Annotated in this window: 15 protein-coding genes; 6 read left to right on the top strand and 9 right to left on the bottom strand. The window is 26.5% G+C overall.

The features are described from left to right. Positions 1 to 311: 311 nt before the first annotated feature. A complete protein-coding gene (locus QZ306_RS06485; protein WP_295162304.1) occupies positions 312 to 989 on the bottom strand; it encodes a transcriptional regulator in 678 nt (225 codons plus the stop codon). A 157-nt stretch (positions 990 to 1,146) separates the two neighbouring features. On the opposite strand from QZ306_RS06485, the gene QZ306_RS06480 reads away from it, so the two are divergent. Together QZ306_RS06480 and QZ306_RS06475 are read left to right on the top strand one after the other, a co-directional pair. Then, positions 1,147 to 2,217 (top strand): metallophosphoesterase, encoded by a 1,071-nt coding sequence (locus QZ306_RS06480; protein WP_295162302.1) that lies wholly within the window; start codon positions 1,147 to 1,149, stop codon positions 2,215 to 2,217. Between the two features lie 16 nt (positions 2,218 to 2,233). Next, entirely contained in the window at positions 2,234 to 4,393 is a 2,160-nt protein-coding gene (locus tag QZ306_RS06475) for an AAA family ATPase (RefSeq protein ID WP_295162300.1), read from the top strand. Between the two features lie 495 nt (positions 4,394 to 4,888). Here the strand turns inward: QZ306_RS06475 and QZ306_RS06470 are convergent, their stop codons facing one another. The 5 genes from QZ306_RS06470 to QZ306_RS06450 all read right to left on the bottom strand — a co-directional run bounded on the left by QZ306_RS06470 (position 4,889) and on the right by QZ306_RS06450 (position 10,686). Further along, positions 4,889 to 6,133, bottom strand: a complete 1,245-nt coding sequence (locus tag QZ306_RS06470; protein ID WP_295162299.1) for an aspartate aminotransferase family protein — start codon at positions 6,131 to 6,133, stop codon at positions 4,889 to 4,891. A gap of 19 nt (positions 6,134 to 6,152) precedes the next feature. Beyond that, complete coding sequence (gene argB, locus QZ306_RS06465) at positions 6,153 to 7,019, bottom strand: acetylglutamate kinase (RefSeq protein WP_295162297.1); 867 nt, start codon at positions 7,017 to 7,019, stop codon at positions 6,153 to 6,155. A gap of 20 nt (positions 7,020 to 7,039) precedes the next feature. After that, positions 7,040 to 8,272: a bifunctional glutamate N-acetyltransferase/amino-acid acetyltransferase ArgJ gene (gene argJ / locus QZ306_RS06460; RefSeq protein ID WP_295162295.1), complete on the bottom strand. Its 1,233-nt coding sequence runs from the start codon at positions 8,270 to 8,272 to the stop codon at positions 7,040 to 7,042. A gap of 287 nt (positions 8,273 to 8,559) precedes the next feature. Then, positions 8,560 to 9,618, bottom strand: coding sequence for an N-acetyl-gamma-glutamyl-phosphate reductase (gene argC / locus QZ306_RS06455; RefSeq protein WP_295162293.1), 1,059 nt, complete (start codon positions 9,616 to 9,618; stop codon positions 8,560 to 8,562). 708 nt (positions 9,619 to 10,326) lie between these two features. Continuing rightward, a complete protein-coding gene (locus QZ306_RS06450) occupies positions 10,327 to 10,686 on the bottom strand; it encodes a hypothetical protein (protein WP_295162292.1) in 360 nt (119 codons plus the stop codon). A gap of 125 nt (positions 10,687 to 10,811) precedes the next feature. On the opposite strand from QZ306_RS06450, the gene QZ306_RS06445 reads away from it, so the two are divergent. From QZ306_RS06445 to QZ306_RS06430, 4 genes are all read left to right on the top strand, one after another. After that, a complete protein-coding gene (locus QZ306_RS06445) occupies positions 10,812 to 11,552 on the top strand; it encodes a L,D-transpeptidase family protein (RefSeq protein ID WP_295162289.1) in 741 nt (246 codons plus the stop codon). Positions 11,553 to 11,615: 63 nt separating this feature from the next. Beyond that, a complete protein-coding gene (locus QZ306_RS06440) occupies positions 11,616 to 12,593 on the top strand; it encodes a WESB_1763 family membrane protein (protein ID WP_295162287.1) in 978 nt (325 codons plus the stop codon). 41 nt (positions 12,594 to 12,634) lie between these two features. Beyond that, a complete protein-coding gene (gene tsaE / locus QZ306_RS06435) occupies positions 12,635 to 13,084 on the top strand; it encodes a tRNA (adenosine(37)-N6)-threonylcarbamoyltransferase complex ATPase subunit type 1 TsaE (protein ID WP_295162285.1) in 450 nt (149 codons plus the stop codon). Beyond that, positions 13,081 to 14,067 (top strand): hypothetical protein, encoded by a 987-nt coding sequence (locus tag QZ306_RS06430; protein ID WP_295162283.1) that lies wholly within the window; start codon positions 13,081 to 13,083, stop codon positions 14,065 to 14,067. The genes tsaE and QZ306_RS06430 overlap by 4 nt, the downstream gene beginning before the upstream one ends. A gap of 56 nt (positions 14,068 to 14,123) precedes the next feature. On the opposite strand, the gene rarD is transcribed toward QZ306_RS06430, so the two are convergent. The 3 genes from rarD to rnc are packed head-to-tail and all read right to left on the bottom strand — an operon-like array spanning position 14,124 to position 16,361. After that, a complete protein-coding gene (rarD, locus tag QZ306_RS06425) occupies positions 14,124 to 14,975 on the bottom strand; it encodes an EamA family transporter RarD (RefSeq protein WP_295162510.1) in 852 nt (283 codons plus the stop codon). After that, positions 14,975 to 15,625, bottom strand: coding sequence for a ribulose-phosphate 3-epimerase (gene rpe, locus QZ306_RS06420; RefSeq protein WP_295162281.1), 651 nt, complete (start codon positions 15,623 to 15,625; stop codon positions 14,975 to 14,977). Before rpe ends, rarD begins: the two co-directional genes overlap by 1 nt. Next, positions 15,618 to 16,361 carry a ribonuclease III gene (rnc, locus tag QZ306_RS06415; RefSeq protein ID WP_295162279.1) on the bottom strand — a complete coding sequence of 248 codons (744 nt, stop codon included), beginning with the start codon at positions 16,359 to 16,361 and terminating at the stop codon, positions 15,618 to 15,620. Before rnc ends, rpe begins: the two co-directional genes overlap by 8 nt. Positions 16,362 to 16,489 lie beyond the last annotated feature (128 nt).

Below are 16,489 nucleotides of genomic sequence, written 5' to 3'. Positions count from 1 at the left end.
ATAAATTATTTTTATAAAAAATAAAAGTTTTAATTATATATTAAAACAGTATAAAATTAATTTAATAAAAGATTTTAATTTTTAAAAATTATATTATATAAGATTTTTTATTGCTGCTGATAAACTCGCTAAAACATTATTATTTTTTATTTTTGCTAATAAATACTGTTTACTTAAAGGTTATGTCACTCTTACGAATTCCAGAAGCCCTCAATTTTTATATTTCTGATAAAATTTTTTATTTTTATTTTATTATTCCTTATTTCTAATATTATCTTTTATTATTTGGTTTATTTGTTATTTTTTATACATTATTTAAATATATCATTAGTAGCATCATACCAAAATACGAAATCCAAATATTCCATAGGTATTTTTTCGCTTTTTGAATATTCTAATAGACTTTTTTCGCATTTAAGATAATTACTTTTTGTAAGGCTGGTTTTAGGAGTCATACCTTCAGGCAGAATACTAAGCTTATCCATTACCCGCATTATATGTCTGTCAAGTATAGCTATTTTTTGTCCGAATCCTATATTTCTAAGAAAATGGCTTGCCTCTTTAAGACCGTATCCTTTTACTTCTTTTGCTAAAGCATTTCTTAATTCAACCATAGAATCATTTTTTAAAGCTTCATTTATTCTGTATTTTAATATAAACTTTTCATTAGGAAAATACAGTTTTCTTGCCAATACTATATTCTCCGCTTTCATATTATGAAATCTTACATGCTTAATCAGTATTGAAGCAACTTTTTCTGCGCTTCCTTTAAAAAGCAAATTATTATTGTATAGATTAACTATAGCAGCGGCTCCGCTTCTGGCTTTTGTCTGAGGCGTACATATACAAAAAGCAAGCTCGGCAAATAATCTATGATCATTGTCTCTTTTAAAAACTCTTTCAAAATATTCAAGTCTCCTTTTCATTCTTTCATAAAGCTTTTTATTTTTATATATCTCCATTAAATGCTCAGCATATTTTATATCCATAAATCAGCTCCAAAATATAAGTATATTGATAATACCGCTATATAAATTAAATTTCAATACATGTATAAATAAATATTGATTAATTAAAATATATGATTTATAATACAAAGATACAGTTTTATTTTTTATTAATTTTATTTTATAAAGAAGATTATTTATGCCAAAATTATTAATGTCAAGCGATTTGCATTTAAGTGTTCAGGAAAAAGATTATTCTCTTTCTGTATTAGATGAAATAGCTGAAAAAGCCTTAGACTATGACGCTTTATTTTTTCTTGGTGATACATTCAATACTTTTGAAGATTTACAGCAGTTAAAAGATATATTTTCTGAAAAAATGGAAAATTATAAAAAGAATGTATATCTGCTTAAAGGTAATCATGAGAGTTTAAGGTCTAAAGGCATAACATTAAATAAATTAAATTTTCCTGAAAATGTTGCAGTAATAGAGGATATAAGTTTTTTTAATATTTATAATTTAGATATTTTGGCTTTACCCTACAGCGAAAAATATATTATAGACAATGATTTAAACAAAAAAATAAAAAGCCTAAATGGAGATAAAAGAATATTAATAGCGCATGGAATAATTGAAGGTACATTATGGGCTGTAGAAGAAAATGAGGAAACAGCAAGCATACCTATAGATATCATAAAAAAAATATCTCCTGATATAGCTGTAGCGGGACATATACATAAACAAATGCAGATTAATATTCAGAATATAGAAATAATATACACGGGTTCCGCCAGAGTTTGGAGAAGATCTAAATCTGAAATCGGGGCAAGAAGATGCTTAGCCTTAGAAATTGAAAACGGCATTATGAATAAAAAGTTTATTAATATAGAAAATGCAGGGGAATACAGAATATACAATATTAATATTGATAATTTATATAATTTAGAACAGAAGGCTTTGCAGTGGAATTCAAATGATACTATAGATATTAATATTTACGGAATAGCTGAAGATGAAAATGATATTTATGAAAAAATAAATTCTATAAAAAACAAATATTCAAAATATGTTCATGATTTTAATATAAAAACCAAAGAATTATTTTTACTTGAAAATGCTTACAGCGAAAGCATTATTAAAGAATTTTTATCTGTAGCTGATGAATATGAATTTAATACCAATAATGAGGAAGATTTGGAAATTGTCGAAACTGCAAGAAGAATAGGTATTGAAAAAATATATTCAGCATTGCAGAATAAAAAAAGATAAATAACGGAAAATAAAAATGACGCTTAATCTAAATAACTTCGGAAAGTTTAAAAATAAATCTTTTGAAATATCGGATAAACTTACATTATTTTACGGAGAAAATGAATCAGGTAAAACTACAATATTCGATTCATTAATGCTTCTGTTTTCAGAAAATAAAAAGACATCATCATTTGCAAAACAAATAAAATCAAGATACGGAGATGATATAGATATAAGCACTGAGCCAGAAATAGACGAAGCTTTAAAGATTCATCCGCAGTCTTATAATAATCTTTATTCTATAAGACAAAGCGAAATAATATTTGAGATGTCGGACAGCAAAAAAGATTCCAAAGATTGGGAAAGTGAAATAAAGAAAAAATTATTTGCTTCGGATGTAGATTTAGGAAAGATAATATATGAAATAAAATCGGAATACTCGGGAAAATCTCAAAGCTCTGTACCTGCTATGTTAAAAAAATTAAAGAATAGAAATGAAGAAATTAAAGAAGAGTTGGAAAATTTATACGGCAAAGTAAATACTGAAATAAGCGGCAAAGATAAATTAGAGGAGCTTAATCAATTATTAAAAGAAAATGATAATCTCATTAAAGAAAAAATTAACGAATATAATAAATTAAATCTGCTGAAAGAAGAAAAAAATAAATCAAAAGAAAAAAACAAGCTTCTTAATATAATAACTGAAATCAGTAATTTTTATAAAAATGACAAATTTATAAAAGAAAACATACATCTGCAAAATGATCATTCAAAAATAATAAACGATATAAGCATTAAAATAGATGAGGCTGAGAACAAAATATCATACTTGAAAGGCAAAATTGAAACTTTACAGAAATCTTCACTAGAAAGAAATAAAACCGACTATGAAAGCATAATGCTTAGGATAGATAAGGCTCTAAATAAGATAGATTCATTCAGCGAAAAAAATAATATAATACCGAAAATAGTTTTTTTATCCGCCGTAATTTTAATATCATCTTTTTTAAGTTTATATTTTAAAAATCCTTATTGGTTTTTAATAATACTTCCTTCTATACCGTTTATGCTTATAAAAGAAGGAAAAAATAATAATCTTATTAATGATATATCGGACTCTCTGCCCGAACTTAATATAAATGCAAATAATACTGATTTATCAAAACTTAAGGATATATTGACAAAAGAATCGGCAAAGATAGAATTGATGCTTGAAAAAAATAATGATGAAGAGCTTGATAATTACATAAAACAATTAGAAGATGCAATGCTTAATTTTAATGATTACAGCAGGCAATTAAATGATTTATTCTTAAAATTAAATGTAAAAAATAGAGAAAACTATTATGAAATAAAAACATATTTTGATAATATGCTGAAAAATACCGAAGAATTATTTTCAAAACTTATGACCGAAGCAAAAAATACGGGACTTAAGGATATATCGGCATTAGAGGCAAACTGCGGCAGAATATTAAGAGAACTTGATGAAAAAGGAATTAATCCTGACAATTTTAATGAAATGGAAATGAAATCCATAGAAAACAGATTGAAAGAATTAGAAATAGAAATCAGCGGCATAAAAGAAAATATGAATAAATTTATTTCAAATGCTTCATATATTAAGGGACTGCTTAATAGTTCTGATAATATACATAACAGCATAGTACATTTTGAAAGCGAATTTGCAGAGAATAATGAGAAGATAAAAAGCTTAAAAAAGAAAAAAAAAGCTTTGGAACTATTGGAAAGCATGCTTTTAAAAATAAATAAAAAAAATGACGATATATTCGGCTCTATTTCTAATGAAGCTAATGTTTTATATAACTGTATAACGGGAAAAAAATTATCCGATGAAGGAATATCTATGTCGGGTTTTGATAAATCTAAAATAATGGTAAAAGACAAGCAGAATGAAAGCAGAAATGTTGAATTATTATCTTCTGCAGCAAAAGATGCTGTTTATATAGCAATGCGTCTTTCAATACTTACAAAAATACATGAAAGCGGAAGATTAATATTATTAGATGATCCTTTTATAACATTTGACAATAACAGAACAAAAGAGGCATTATACTTTATAAAAGAATACAGCATAAAATATAATATTCCTATAGCAATATTTACAAAAGACGCCTATATAAGAGATATAATGAAGGAATATAAAGAAGCTGTAATACATGAATTATCTTGAAAAAAGATAATAAAGTATTTTATATATAAATTTAAAGCATTATAAAATTGCAGAAAATATATATTTTTACCGTACTTTAATATAAATTAATACTGATAATTAATTTTTTTATGGAATAAAATCACTTAAGTGTATGATATTTATATATATTTTTATATTGACAAAATTAAATAAATGTGTTAAAATAAATTGTATGGAAATAATAACAACCGACAACCGACAACCGACAACCGACAACCGACAACCGACAACCGACAACCGACAACCTTTTAAATTTTTTTTTTATATACTGAAAAAGTCATTAATTTTTCTTTTTATATATTTTACATGCCTCATACTATGCATTTTTTAAAATAAAATATCTAAAACCCTAAAACATTTTATTTTAATAAACTCCTGATAAAGCATAGTATGAGACACCTTATTTTATATTAATAATAAATATATAATATGCCTGTAATATTTTATAATCATAAAATAATTAAACTTATATGGTTATTTATTTTCTATGCATTCACAGAGTATTGAAACAGCTTTTTCCAATTCCTTATATGTTATTGTAAGAGGAGGAAGCAGCCGTATTTTATTTTTTGCAGTTAATGGAATAACCCCTTTTGATATGCATTTTTCCGCTATTGCTTTTGTATTTAATTCATCTTTAAGCTTTATTCCAAGCATAAGCCCTATACCATCAACACTCTCTATATTATCTAATTTTGATAATTTATCTTTTATATATTTAGATTTCTTTTCAACTTCTTTTAATAATTTTTTGTCTATTATATTTAATACTTCCAAAGCTCCAGCCGCAACCGCAGGATTTGCTCCGAATGTAGAGGCATGATCTCCTTTTGCAAACACATCGGAGCATTTTTTATTCATAAGCATAGCACCTATAGGAAGACCTCCCCCTAAACCTTTAGCTAATGTGGTTATATCGGGCTTTATGCCGAAATGTTCTGAACATAAAAATTTTCCAGTTCTTCCTGCACCTGTCTGAACTTCATCAGCTATAAAAAGTATATCGTTTTTTTCACAGTAGTCTCTGACTTTCTGCACATACTCCTTATTAAGAGGTATAACTCCTCCTTCTCCCTGTATAAGCTCCATCATTACTGCACATGCATTATCTTTAAGTTTTTCTACAGTATCTTCATAATTGCCTGCCTCTGCAAATGAAAATCCTTCTAAAAATGGGAAAAAGAAATTATGAAATATATCCTGACCTGTAGCCGAAATTGCAGCCATAGTTCTGCCATGAAAAGAATTCTTTAATGTTACTATTTTATTTCTTTTATATTTATTATCATGGTTTGAATATTTATTGAAAGAATATTTTCTGGCTAATTTAATTGCAGATTCGTTTGCTTCGGCTCCTGAATTACAGAAAAATACTTTATCATATTTTGTAATAGTGCATAGTTTTTCAGCCAAATAAATATAAGGTTTTGTATAGTACAGATTTGAAGCATGCTGCAGAGTTTTTAACTGATTAGACACGGCATTAATCCAATTTTTATTTCCGTATCCTATGCTATTAACTCCTATTCCGCTTCCTAAATCAATATATTTTTTTCCTTCAATATCTTTTAATTCAGCGCCTTTTCCTAATTCCAATACTAAATCAAATCTTTCATAGGTATTTGCCACATATTTTTTGCTTTTACTGATATATTCTTTTTTTAACTTTGATTTTTCATATCTTTTAATAGTTTTTTTCTCAGTATTTTTTCTCAGCATTTTTTCTCCTTAAATATTATCAATCTTTATAAAACATAGTTCCTATACCTTCATCAGTAAACATCTCTATTAACAGCGAATGACATAATCTTCCGTCTATTATAAAAACTTTTGAAACCCCATTTTTAACTGCATCTATGCAATGTTTTACCTTAGGAATCATACCTCCAGATATAGTTCCGTCTTCTATAAGATTATCTATATCTTTAATATTTATCTGACTTATTAAAGAACTCTCATCATCTTTATTTTTCAAAAGACCAGGCGTATCTGTCATATATATTAAAGTTTCTGCTTTAAGACTTTCCGCTATTTTCGCAGCTGCAGTATCTGCATTTATATTATATATATTTCCTTCATTATCGCATCCTATGGTGGCAACTATGGGAATATATTTATTTGTTATAATGGTATTTAATAAATCTGTATCAACATTATCAACATCGCCTACAAAACCCAAATCTCCTTCTCCTTTATATCTGCTTACCTTAAACATCTTTCCGTCAATACCGCATATTCCTAAGCATTTACCCCCTGAGTTTTCAAGAGAAGCTACTAAATCTTTATTTACTTTTCCAGCTAATACCATTTTTACTATTTCCGCAGTTTCTTTGTCCGTATATCTAAGTCCGTTTATAAACTTGGATTCCTTTCCCATCTTTTTCAGTACGGCTGTAATATCTTTGCCTCCTCCATGAACTACTATAACTTTTATTCCAACTGTGGAAAGCAAGGCAACATCGGTCATAACTTTATTTTTTAATTCCTGATTTTCCATAGCGCTTCCGCCGTATTTAATTACAATGGTTTTTCCAGTGTATTTTTGTATATAAGGCAGAGCCTGATTTAATATAAAAGCTTTATCTGCATTTGAAATATTTTCCATTTTTTTACTTCCCGATTTTTTTAATTTCTGTATGAGCCGTTAATCTTTACATAATCATAAGTTAAATCACAGCCCCAAGCGGAAGCTTTGCATTCGCCTATGTTCATATTTATTGTTATTTTTATTTCATCTTCTTTTAATATTTTTAAAGCTTCTTCTTCGCTGAACTCTATACCGTATCCGTTTTTATAGACATTCATATCTCCGTATTTAGAACTGACATTAATAGATACTTTATTAATATCAAACTCCGCATTCTCAGTATATCCTACCGCACATGAAATACGCCCCCAATTCATATCGCAGCCGAATACAGCAGCTTTTACCAAATTAGAAGTTATTACAGATTTTGCTATTTTTCTTGCCGATTTTATATCGCCTGCATTTATTACCTCGCATTCTATTAATTTTGTGGCGCCTTCTCCGTCTTTAGCCATAGCTTTTGATAAATATGTATTAATCATATTCAATGCTCGGCAGAATATTTTATAATTATCATCTTCTTTATCTATTACAGTATTTCCAGCCTCTCCGTTGGCAAGCACTATGCACATGTCATTAGTAGAAGTATCTCCATCAACACTAACCATATTATATGTAGATTCTACATCACTGCTTAATGCTTTTTGAAGCATCTCGCTTGTAATATTTAAGTCGGTTGTTAAAAATGCAAGCATAGTAGCCATATTAGGGTGAATCATTCCGCTTCCTTTCGCCATTCCTCCGATATGAATAGTTTTGCCGTCAATTTCAAATTGGAATGCAGCTTCTTTCATAGATGTATCTGTAGTCATTATTGCAGCTGCGGCATTTTGGGCATGATGCTTAGAATGTCCTGCATTATCTATTAAATATTTTATATTTTTTTTTATAGGCTCTATTTCAAGCGGCATGCCTATAATACCTGTAGAAGCAACAGCAACATCTTTACAGTCAATATTTAAAGCTTCTGCTGTAAGTCTGCACATCTCTTCCGCTTTTTCAATTCCGTCTTTATTGCATGTATTGGCATTTCCTGAATTGCATATAACAGCTTTTGCTCTGCCGTCTTTTAAATGATCTTTGCTTACAATGATATTTGCTCCTAATACTTTATTCTGCGTATATACTGCGCCTGCTGAACATAAGCTTTCGCTATAAATTACAGCTAAGTCTTTTTTTCCGTATTTTTTTTTTATTCCAGAATGTATTCCGTTTGCTATGAAACCCTTAGCAGCGCATACACCGCCTTCAATTTGTTTAATATATGTCATTTTTTAAGTCTCCTATTATTATTAATAAAAATTGTCCGCTTAAAAACTCTGACAAGTAAACTTGTCAGAGGCGCACAATTTTTACGAAAGTATTATTAATAAAAATTGTCCGCTTAAAAGCTCTGACAAGTAAACTTGTCAGAGGCGTACAATTTTTATGAAAGTATTATTAATAAAAATTGTTTTTATTACTGATAATTATAAAGCCGCTTATAGCTGACAACAACTAAAGTTATAATCTAGCGTTTATCACTTTAAAACTGCATTTATTCCTCCTAAAATTTTTATTAAAAGGCAGGAGGAATCATGTTTAATCCATCATCTTCTTTTAATCCTAATGCTATATTCATATTCTGTATTGCCTGTCCTGCCGCTCCCTTTACCATGTTATCTATTGCCGATACTATTATAAGCTTATTGGTTCTTTTATCTATATGCAAAGATATATCACAGTAATTTGAATATTTAACATATTTTAAATTTGCAGTTTTTCCTATATTTAATATCCTTACAAATTTAGAATCTTTATAAAATTCTTTATAAATATTATGTATATTTTCTAATGCATTATTGTTATTTTCTAATTTAGCATATATTGTTGAAATTATTCCTCTATTTAAAGGAAGCAAATGGGGTACGAAAGTTATTTTTATATCTTCTCCGTATATATTTGACAATGTTTGTTCTATTTCAGGAGTATGTCTGTGCTCTGCGACTTTGTACGGAGAAAATGCTTCATTACATTCTGCATAATGGGTATTTAATGTTAATTCCCTGCCTGCTCCTGTAACACCTGATTTTGAATCCGCTATTATATCATCTTTTGATATTAATCTTTTTAAAAGAGCTGGCGCCAATGCCAAACCTATAGAAGTAGGATAACAGCCCGGATTTGCTATAATTTTAGCATTTTTTAATTGTTTTTTATTGTGCACACTATCATATTTAATTATTTCAGGTATTGAATACACAGCCTCTTTATGTATATTTTTATGATTATATTCTTTTCCATACCATTTTTTATAATCTTCTTCATTATCCAATCTGAAATCGGCTCCCAAATCTATAAACAAAATATTTTTTTCATAGCATTTATTTGCAATATCTTCGCTTAATCCTGCAGGCAATGATGCAAATACGGCATCGGTATCTTCAAATATTTGATTTTCGTTTGATAATATTTTATCGCAATTTTTGTTTAGATTTGAATATATTTCATTGATATTTTTACCTGCAAAACTTTTTGATGAGAGATTTTTTAATTCAACTTTACTATGAGATAATAATAGTCTGATTAATTCTATTCCTGCATATCCTGTTGCACCTATAATGGATACTTTTATCATAATACTATGCTCCTATAATTATTTTTTTACTGCAAAAGAAAAAATTTTAATCGTTTTTATTTAAATAAAGAAATATTGGAAATATATGAAGGCTTAACGCCTTGAGGAACTATTTTTTAATTTTGAATTAATATTATACATTTTTACTTTCCTAAAAGTGTTTAATACTTTATTCAAAGATAATAATATAAATACAAAAAATGTCAAGCGTTTTTTATAATACAAATTCTAAAAAAATAAAAAGCTTATTATCAGCAAAGCTATTGAAATTATAAAATACATAATAATATCAAAAGCTATAATACTCAAAAATATAATAAAATATATGAATTATATATTGTTTATATATAAATTATACAATATATAGTTTGTTTTTTGTTTGAAATGTATAGTAATACTATACACATAATTAATTGATGGCACTAAATAACAAAAATATTAAAATTTTTTAACCGCAGATAAAGAGGCTGAAATATTTATATTAATTGATGGTTATACAGAGAGAATAATAAAAATAACTGCTGAAAAGGTACAACAGGACTAAAGAATACTATAAAAAATAAAGTTTATATTTCAGAACATAGTATAATATTTTTTATATAAGATTTGTCATAATATGCAGTAATATTTTATTTATATTATAAACAGGCATTAATTGTATAAAAATCATATATTAATAATTATCAATACAAATAGCAATTTAATTTATTATCCGAATATCTTTATTAATCTTTGAAAAGGCAGATGATTGGTATCTTTTATAAAAGAACCGTTTTTATAATATCTTAAATAAGGTATAAGATCATTATTCCATACGGTTTCTTTAAAATTCATAAAAGATTCATATAAAGAACTTTCATTGTATAAGCAAACATAAATAGTTATATCTATAGGGCATGTTTTCTCATTAGCATTTAATTCTCTTTGCAATCCTTTCCAATCTCCGCACCAATTTTGAGTAAATATTGCTATAACATTTTCGGAATCATTTTTTATATTATCGCTTATCTCCTTAGTATCAATAATATTCTGCATCTCTTTTTCATCAATAGTTTTAAAAGTTAACATTTGATATATTCCTCCTTAAGTTATATGTTTTATTATTATAAATGATATAGCAAAATCTATTTTTTATCAAGAAAATATTAATTATAACGATATTAAGTTATGACAGAGGTTTTTGATAGTTTTTTATGAAAAAAGTTTTTATTTTTATTATTATTTTTAATACTTTCAATTTTATTTTATTTGCAGGCGGTTTTCTTGATGAGCAAAAAAGATACAAAAGGGTAAGAACTGCGGTAAAAGAAAAAGAAGAGTTTATTAAAAACATATTAAAAAATAATAATATAATATTGCAAGATATTAATATATTAATAACAGTATATAAGCAGGAAGACATACTTGAAATATATGCAAAGAATGAATCGGATAAAATATATAAAAAAATAGCATCGTATAATATAGCTGCAAAATCGGGAGTACTTGGTCCTAAAAGAATGGAGGGAGATTTGCAGGTTCCTGAAGGTTTTTATTATATAGACAGATTTAATCCTGCAAGCAGCTACTATCTTTCTTTGGGTATTAATTATCCGAATGAATCTGATAAAAAGAAAAGCGTTAATCAAAGACTCGGCGGAGATATATTTATTCATGGTTCTTATGCTACAATAGGATGCATACCTATGACCGATGATAAAATAAAGGAAATTTATATGTATGCTGTATATGCAAAAGACAGCGGTCAGAATAAAATACCTGTTTATATATTTCCTTTTAAAATGAACGATGCAAATTTCAATCATTATAAAAAATATTACAATAAAAATATAGTTAGTTTTTGGACTAATATAAAATCCGGCTATGATATATTTGAATATACTAAAAAAGAATTAAATATAAAAACAGATTATAATGGAGACTATATATTTTAAATTCTTGCAATTTTTTATAAAAATATTATCATAATAATATATATAATAATCGGATAATAATTAATGCTTCAAATAAATAAAAATACTTCTTTTGTAGTAACATACAATTTCTGGTCATATATATTAATTTCAGCCGTATTTTTTAATTATATACTTTTCAGATCATCTGTCATTGATAACAACTCTTATTTTTATACAATTTCATTTATTTTTGATTATATTGTACTAATATTATTTTATTTTTTAGTATTTTATAAATTCTACAATAGCTTATTTAGTTCAAATATTTCCTTATTCATATTTGGAATATTATTTTTAATATTCGGCACTTTAAAGCTGTATATGATTGAAATTAATATTTATAATATAATAGAATTATTGTATTTTATATCTATGCTAATTCTAATAATAAAAATACTAATGCCTATAATATTTTCAAAAAACATAACAGAATTGGAAAGAGGCATATATATGTTTATACTTCTTTCTTTATTTTCATCTAGTATTAATTATATTTTAATATCTTCAAATAAAATTATAGACAAGGATATTTTTCACTATGTATCTATATTCGTATCAAAATATATGAGCAAATTATCATCTTTTTCATTTTTAATATTAATGACAGCCTATATATTAATATTCATAAAAAGAATTATCATTTCAAATATTGATAAATATTTAATTTTTATAATTATATTGATAATATTATTAATAACGGGCATATTAATTTTCGGAAGAAATTTCTTTTTGATTATGATGTCTTTTTTCGGAGCTTTAGGCATTATTATGTATCTGCCTTTTACCGTTTATATGGTAATTATAATAATGTTTTTAATGACTTTATTTTCATCGTTTATGATTTCTTTATTATCAAAAAAATATTATCCAAAACTTATATTATTTACTTTATTTTTACTTTCTGGTCTTGATATGAGTAATTTTTCGCTAAGATTAATATCCATATTTGCCATTATGGAAATTAACGCCGTTTATAATGCAAAATATAATATTACATATTTGACAAATAATATTCTATAATATATTATTTTTATAATTTAAAAAATAAAAACTATTAAAATATGAAAAAAGAAATTATAAAAGAAGAAAAAAATATAAATGAGGAAAATATAGAAATCGTTGCCGAGTATTTAAAAAGCATAATAAAGAATAGAGATATCATTATTATGGAAGGCAATTTAGGCTTCGGAAAAACTACATTTGTGAGAATACTTTCAAAATTGCTTGAAAGCGGCGATATTATAAGCAGTCCTTCTTTTACGCTGATAAATGAATATAATATAATGCTTAACGGAAAAGAAAGCATACTCAGACATACCGACTTATACAGACTTAATACTATAGAAGAACTTGATGATATAGGATTTAATGATAAAATCAGAGAAAACGGAATTACCATTATAGAATGGGGAAATAAATTTATAGAATATTTTGAAGCTCCTTATTATCTGCTTGAAATAGAAATGTATGAAGAAAATAACAGATTATATAGGATTAGTATTATTTCATGAAAAAATTATTTATATTATTTACGGCATTGCTTATATTATTAATATCATGTAAAAAACAAATAGAAAAAGATACTATAATAAGGGCAGCATATAATATTTCTTCCATAAATACTATAATCGGAGATACTATAGATTATGAGATTAGTATTATATCAAAAAATAATATAGATTATAAATTTGAAGATATATCATTTGACAGCAGAGATAATAAATGCCGTATTATATCCGTAAAAAATATTAATAGAAATACAGTCAAATATAAAGAAAGAATAATAAAATATAAAATAGGGTTTTATGATGTAGGTCAGTTTGTAATATATCCGTTTAAGATTTCATATAATTATAATAATGAATATAGAGAACTTATAGGAGAAGATATAAATATATTAGTTCATTCTTTTTCTGACGGAAAAACTCTTCCTCCTATGAAAAGCACAGTAAATATAGATATGCCTAAATATGTATGGATATTTATAATATTAATAGCGTTTTCAGTTATAGGAATAATAATATTAATTTTTGCTTTGGTGAAATATATAGAAAAAAAATTCAATGAAAAAATAAATATAAAAGAAGATACTGAGGCATTAAATGCATTAAAACTTATAGACTGCGATTTATATTATAATGAAAATAAATATGCACAGTATTATTTTGAACTGACATTTATATTCAAAAGATATCTTACAAAAAGATTTCAGTTTAATATAGAGGATATGACAACCAGTGAAATCGGAAATTTATTTAAGAATAATTATTTTAATGAAGGCGAATATATAATAAAGATGCTTGAAAAATCCGATTATGTTAAATTTGCAAAACAAATACCAGAGCTTAATATAATGCATAAAGATTATAATTTTTGCTTGGATTATATAATTAATAACGGCAATTTGCAGACTGCATTAAAATCAGAAGAAAAAGAAAAGAAAAAAATACAAAAATATGAGAAAAAAAGACTAAAGAAACAGAAAAAACTGTAATCAGCTTTCTGCAGCTTTAATTATGTATTACCTGCAGTACAAGGCATTTTTAGTATTTATGATTTTTCAGAATTTACTAATATTGATAATGCATACAAAAAAGAAGCCGTTATTATAATAATAAGGGTAATCAGCCTATTCAAATTAATCTCTTCTTTATAAACAAAAACTGCAAGCAATGTGGCAGACATGGGAACTAAAAACTGCAGAAAACCAAGAGTAGAAATTTCAAGTCCCTTAGCAGCCTTAGCATATAAATACAGAGGTATTCCTGTTGCAATTCCTGAAAACATCAAAGCAATCCAAGTATGAATCGGCTGAGGCGAAGAAGGAAAATATATTTTACTTAAAATTAAAGACGGAATAATTATAGCTGCCGTTTCTAAAAATAAACTTTCCGAGCTGGAATATACCGTAAGTTTTTTTAATAATCCGTACACTGCAAAAGTAAGACCTATAAAAAATGCTGTAATAGGAGGCTTTCCTAATGTTATAGTCTGATAAATCATTCCGATAAACATTAAAATAATAGCTGCATATTCTAATTTAGTTTTTTTATCTCTAAAAAATATTATTCCTATCAAAATACTTAAAATCGGAGCTATATAATATGCAAGTCCAGCATCAAGAACATGACCTGAATTGACAGCATAAATATACAAATACCAATTAATACCTAAAAAAATACCTGCAGTAATTATTAATATCAAATGCCTTAATCCCTTATATAAATCAGATCTTTTATATATAACAATAATTAAACTGAATATAAAAGTAGTAATGATTCTTATGCCTAAAACGAATGCGGAATCAAAATTTTGAACCTGCTTCCAATACAAAGGAAGAAGCCCCCACATTATATAAGCCAATAAAGCAGTAAGAATAAATTTATTATTATCTGACACAATTATACCCTTTTTCTAAGTTTATTAATAATATCTTTTTTATTATTGCTGTCAATTACGGCGCTTCCAGCAATTAAAAAATCAGCTCCTGATTCAGATACTTTAGCGCATGTATTAAGATTAACTCCTCCGTCTACCGCAAGCATTATATCTCTGCTTCCTATTAATTTTTTAGCTTCTTTTATTTTTTTTACAGACGATTCTATAAACTTCTGTCCGCCGAATCCGGGATTTACGCTCATTATAAGCAGATAATCAATATCATCAATAATGGGTTCTATTACATCGGTTCTTGTATGAGGATTAAGCACTATACCCGCCCTGATATTATGAGATTTTATTTGATAAATTAATCTATGAATATGTATATTTCCCTCATAATGCACGCTTATAATGTCTGCGCCCGCTTCAGCAAAATCGTTAATATGATTTTCAGGATTTATTATCATTAGATGTATGTCAAGAGGAATTTTACTTATTTTTTTTATATCTGAAACCACCTTTGCACCGAATGTAATCTGAGGTACAAACACACCGTCCATAATATCCAAATGCAGATAATCGCTTCCCGCTTCTTCAAGTTCTTTTATAGTATCTTCCAAATTTGCAAAAGATGCTGTAAGTATTGAAGGGGCTATCAGAGTTTTATTCATAAATTTTACCTTTTTTATCTGTTTTTTTTATAGTATAGCTTATATGCTTTATTTTTTCCAATGCATTTTTTGCGGCTTCCGTTTCAGCCTCTTTCTTGCTTTTACCAATACCTAAAGCAAAATTTTTATCATTAACATAAACTTCGGCTTTAAACATATCATTATTACCCTTATCATGATATTCAAATAATTTATATATAGGACTTGTTTTATGCTTCTTCTGTATAATCTCCTGAAACATTGTTTTATAATCTTTATCAAAATTGTCTATATCTAAATTATTAAGCTTTTTTTTATAGGCATGCATAACAAACTCTGCGGCATTAGTAATACCTGAATCTAAATATATAGCACCTACAACAGCCTCAAATAAATCTTCAAGCATATTATCTCTGTATCTTCCTCCCGAAGTCTCTTCTCCATGTCCTAAAAGCAAAAAATCGCCGAGTTTCATCTCTTTTGAAATATCAGCCAAACTTTTCTGAGATACTAAAGAAGATTTTATTTTAGACAAAATCCCCTCTTTGCTGAATTTATATTTTCTAAACAGATAATCTGATATTATAAGAGAGAGAACAGAATCCCCCAAAAACTCAAGCCTCTGATTATATTTCATTTTATTTTTTGCTTCATTAGCATAAGTTCTATGAGTTATAGCTTCCAAAAGATACGACTTATTTATAAACTCATATTTTATAGCCGTCTGACAATCGATTAATATCTTCTCCACATTCATAATATATTCTGCCTAAAAATATTAGCATTATAATACAATGAAAATAATAACAGTCAAGAAAATAATATAATATTTTTAATATTTTTTATAACTTTAATTTAATACTTATTTAATATAATTTTATAATT

The organism is uncultured Brachyspira sp. (assembly GCF_910588665.1).
GTDB lineage: Bacteria > Spirochaetota > Brachyspiria > Brachyspirales > Brachyspiraceae > Brachyspira.
This window is presented reverse-complemented; position numbering and strand designations above follow the sequence as displayed.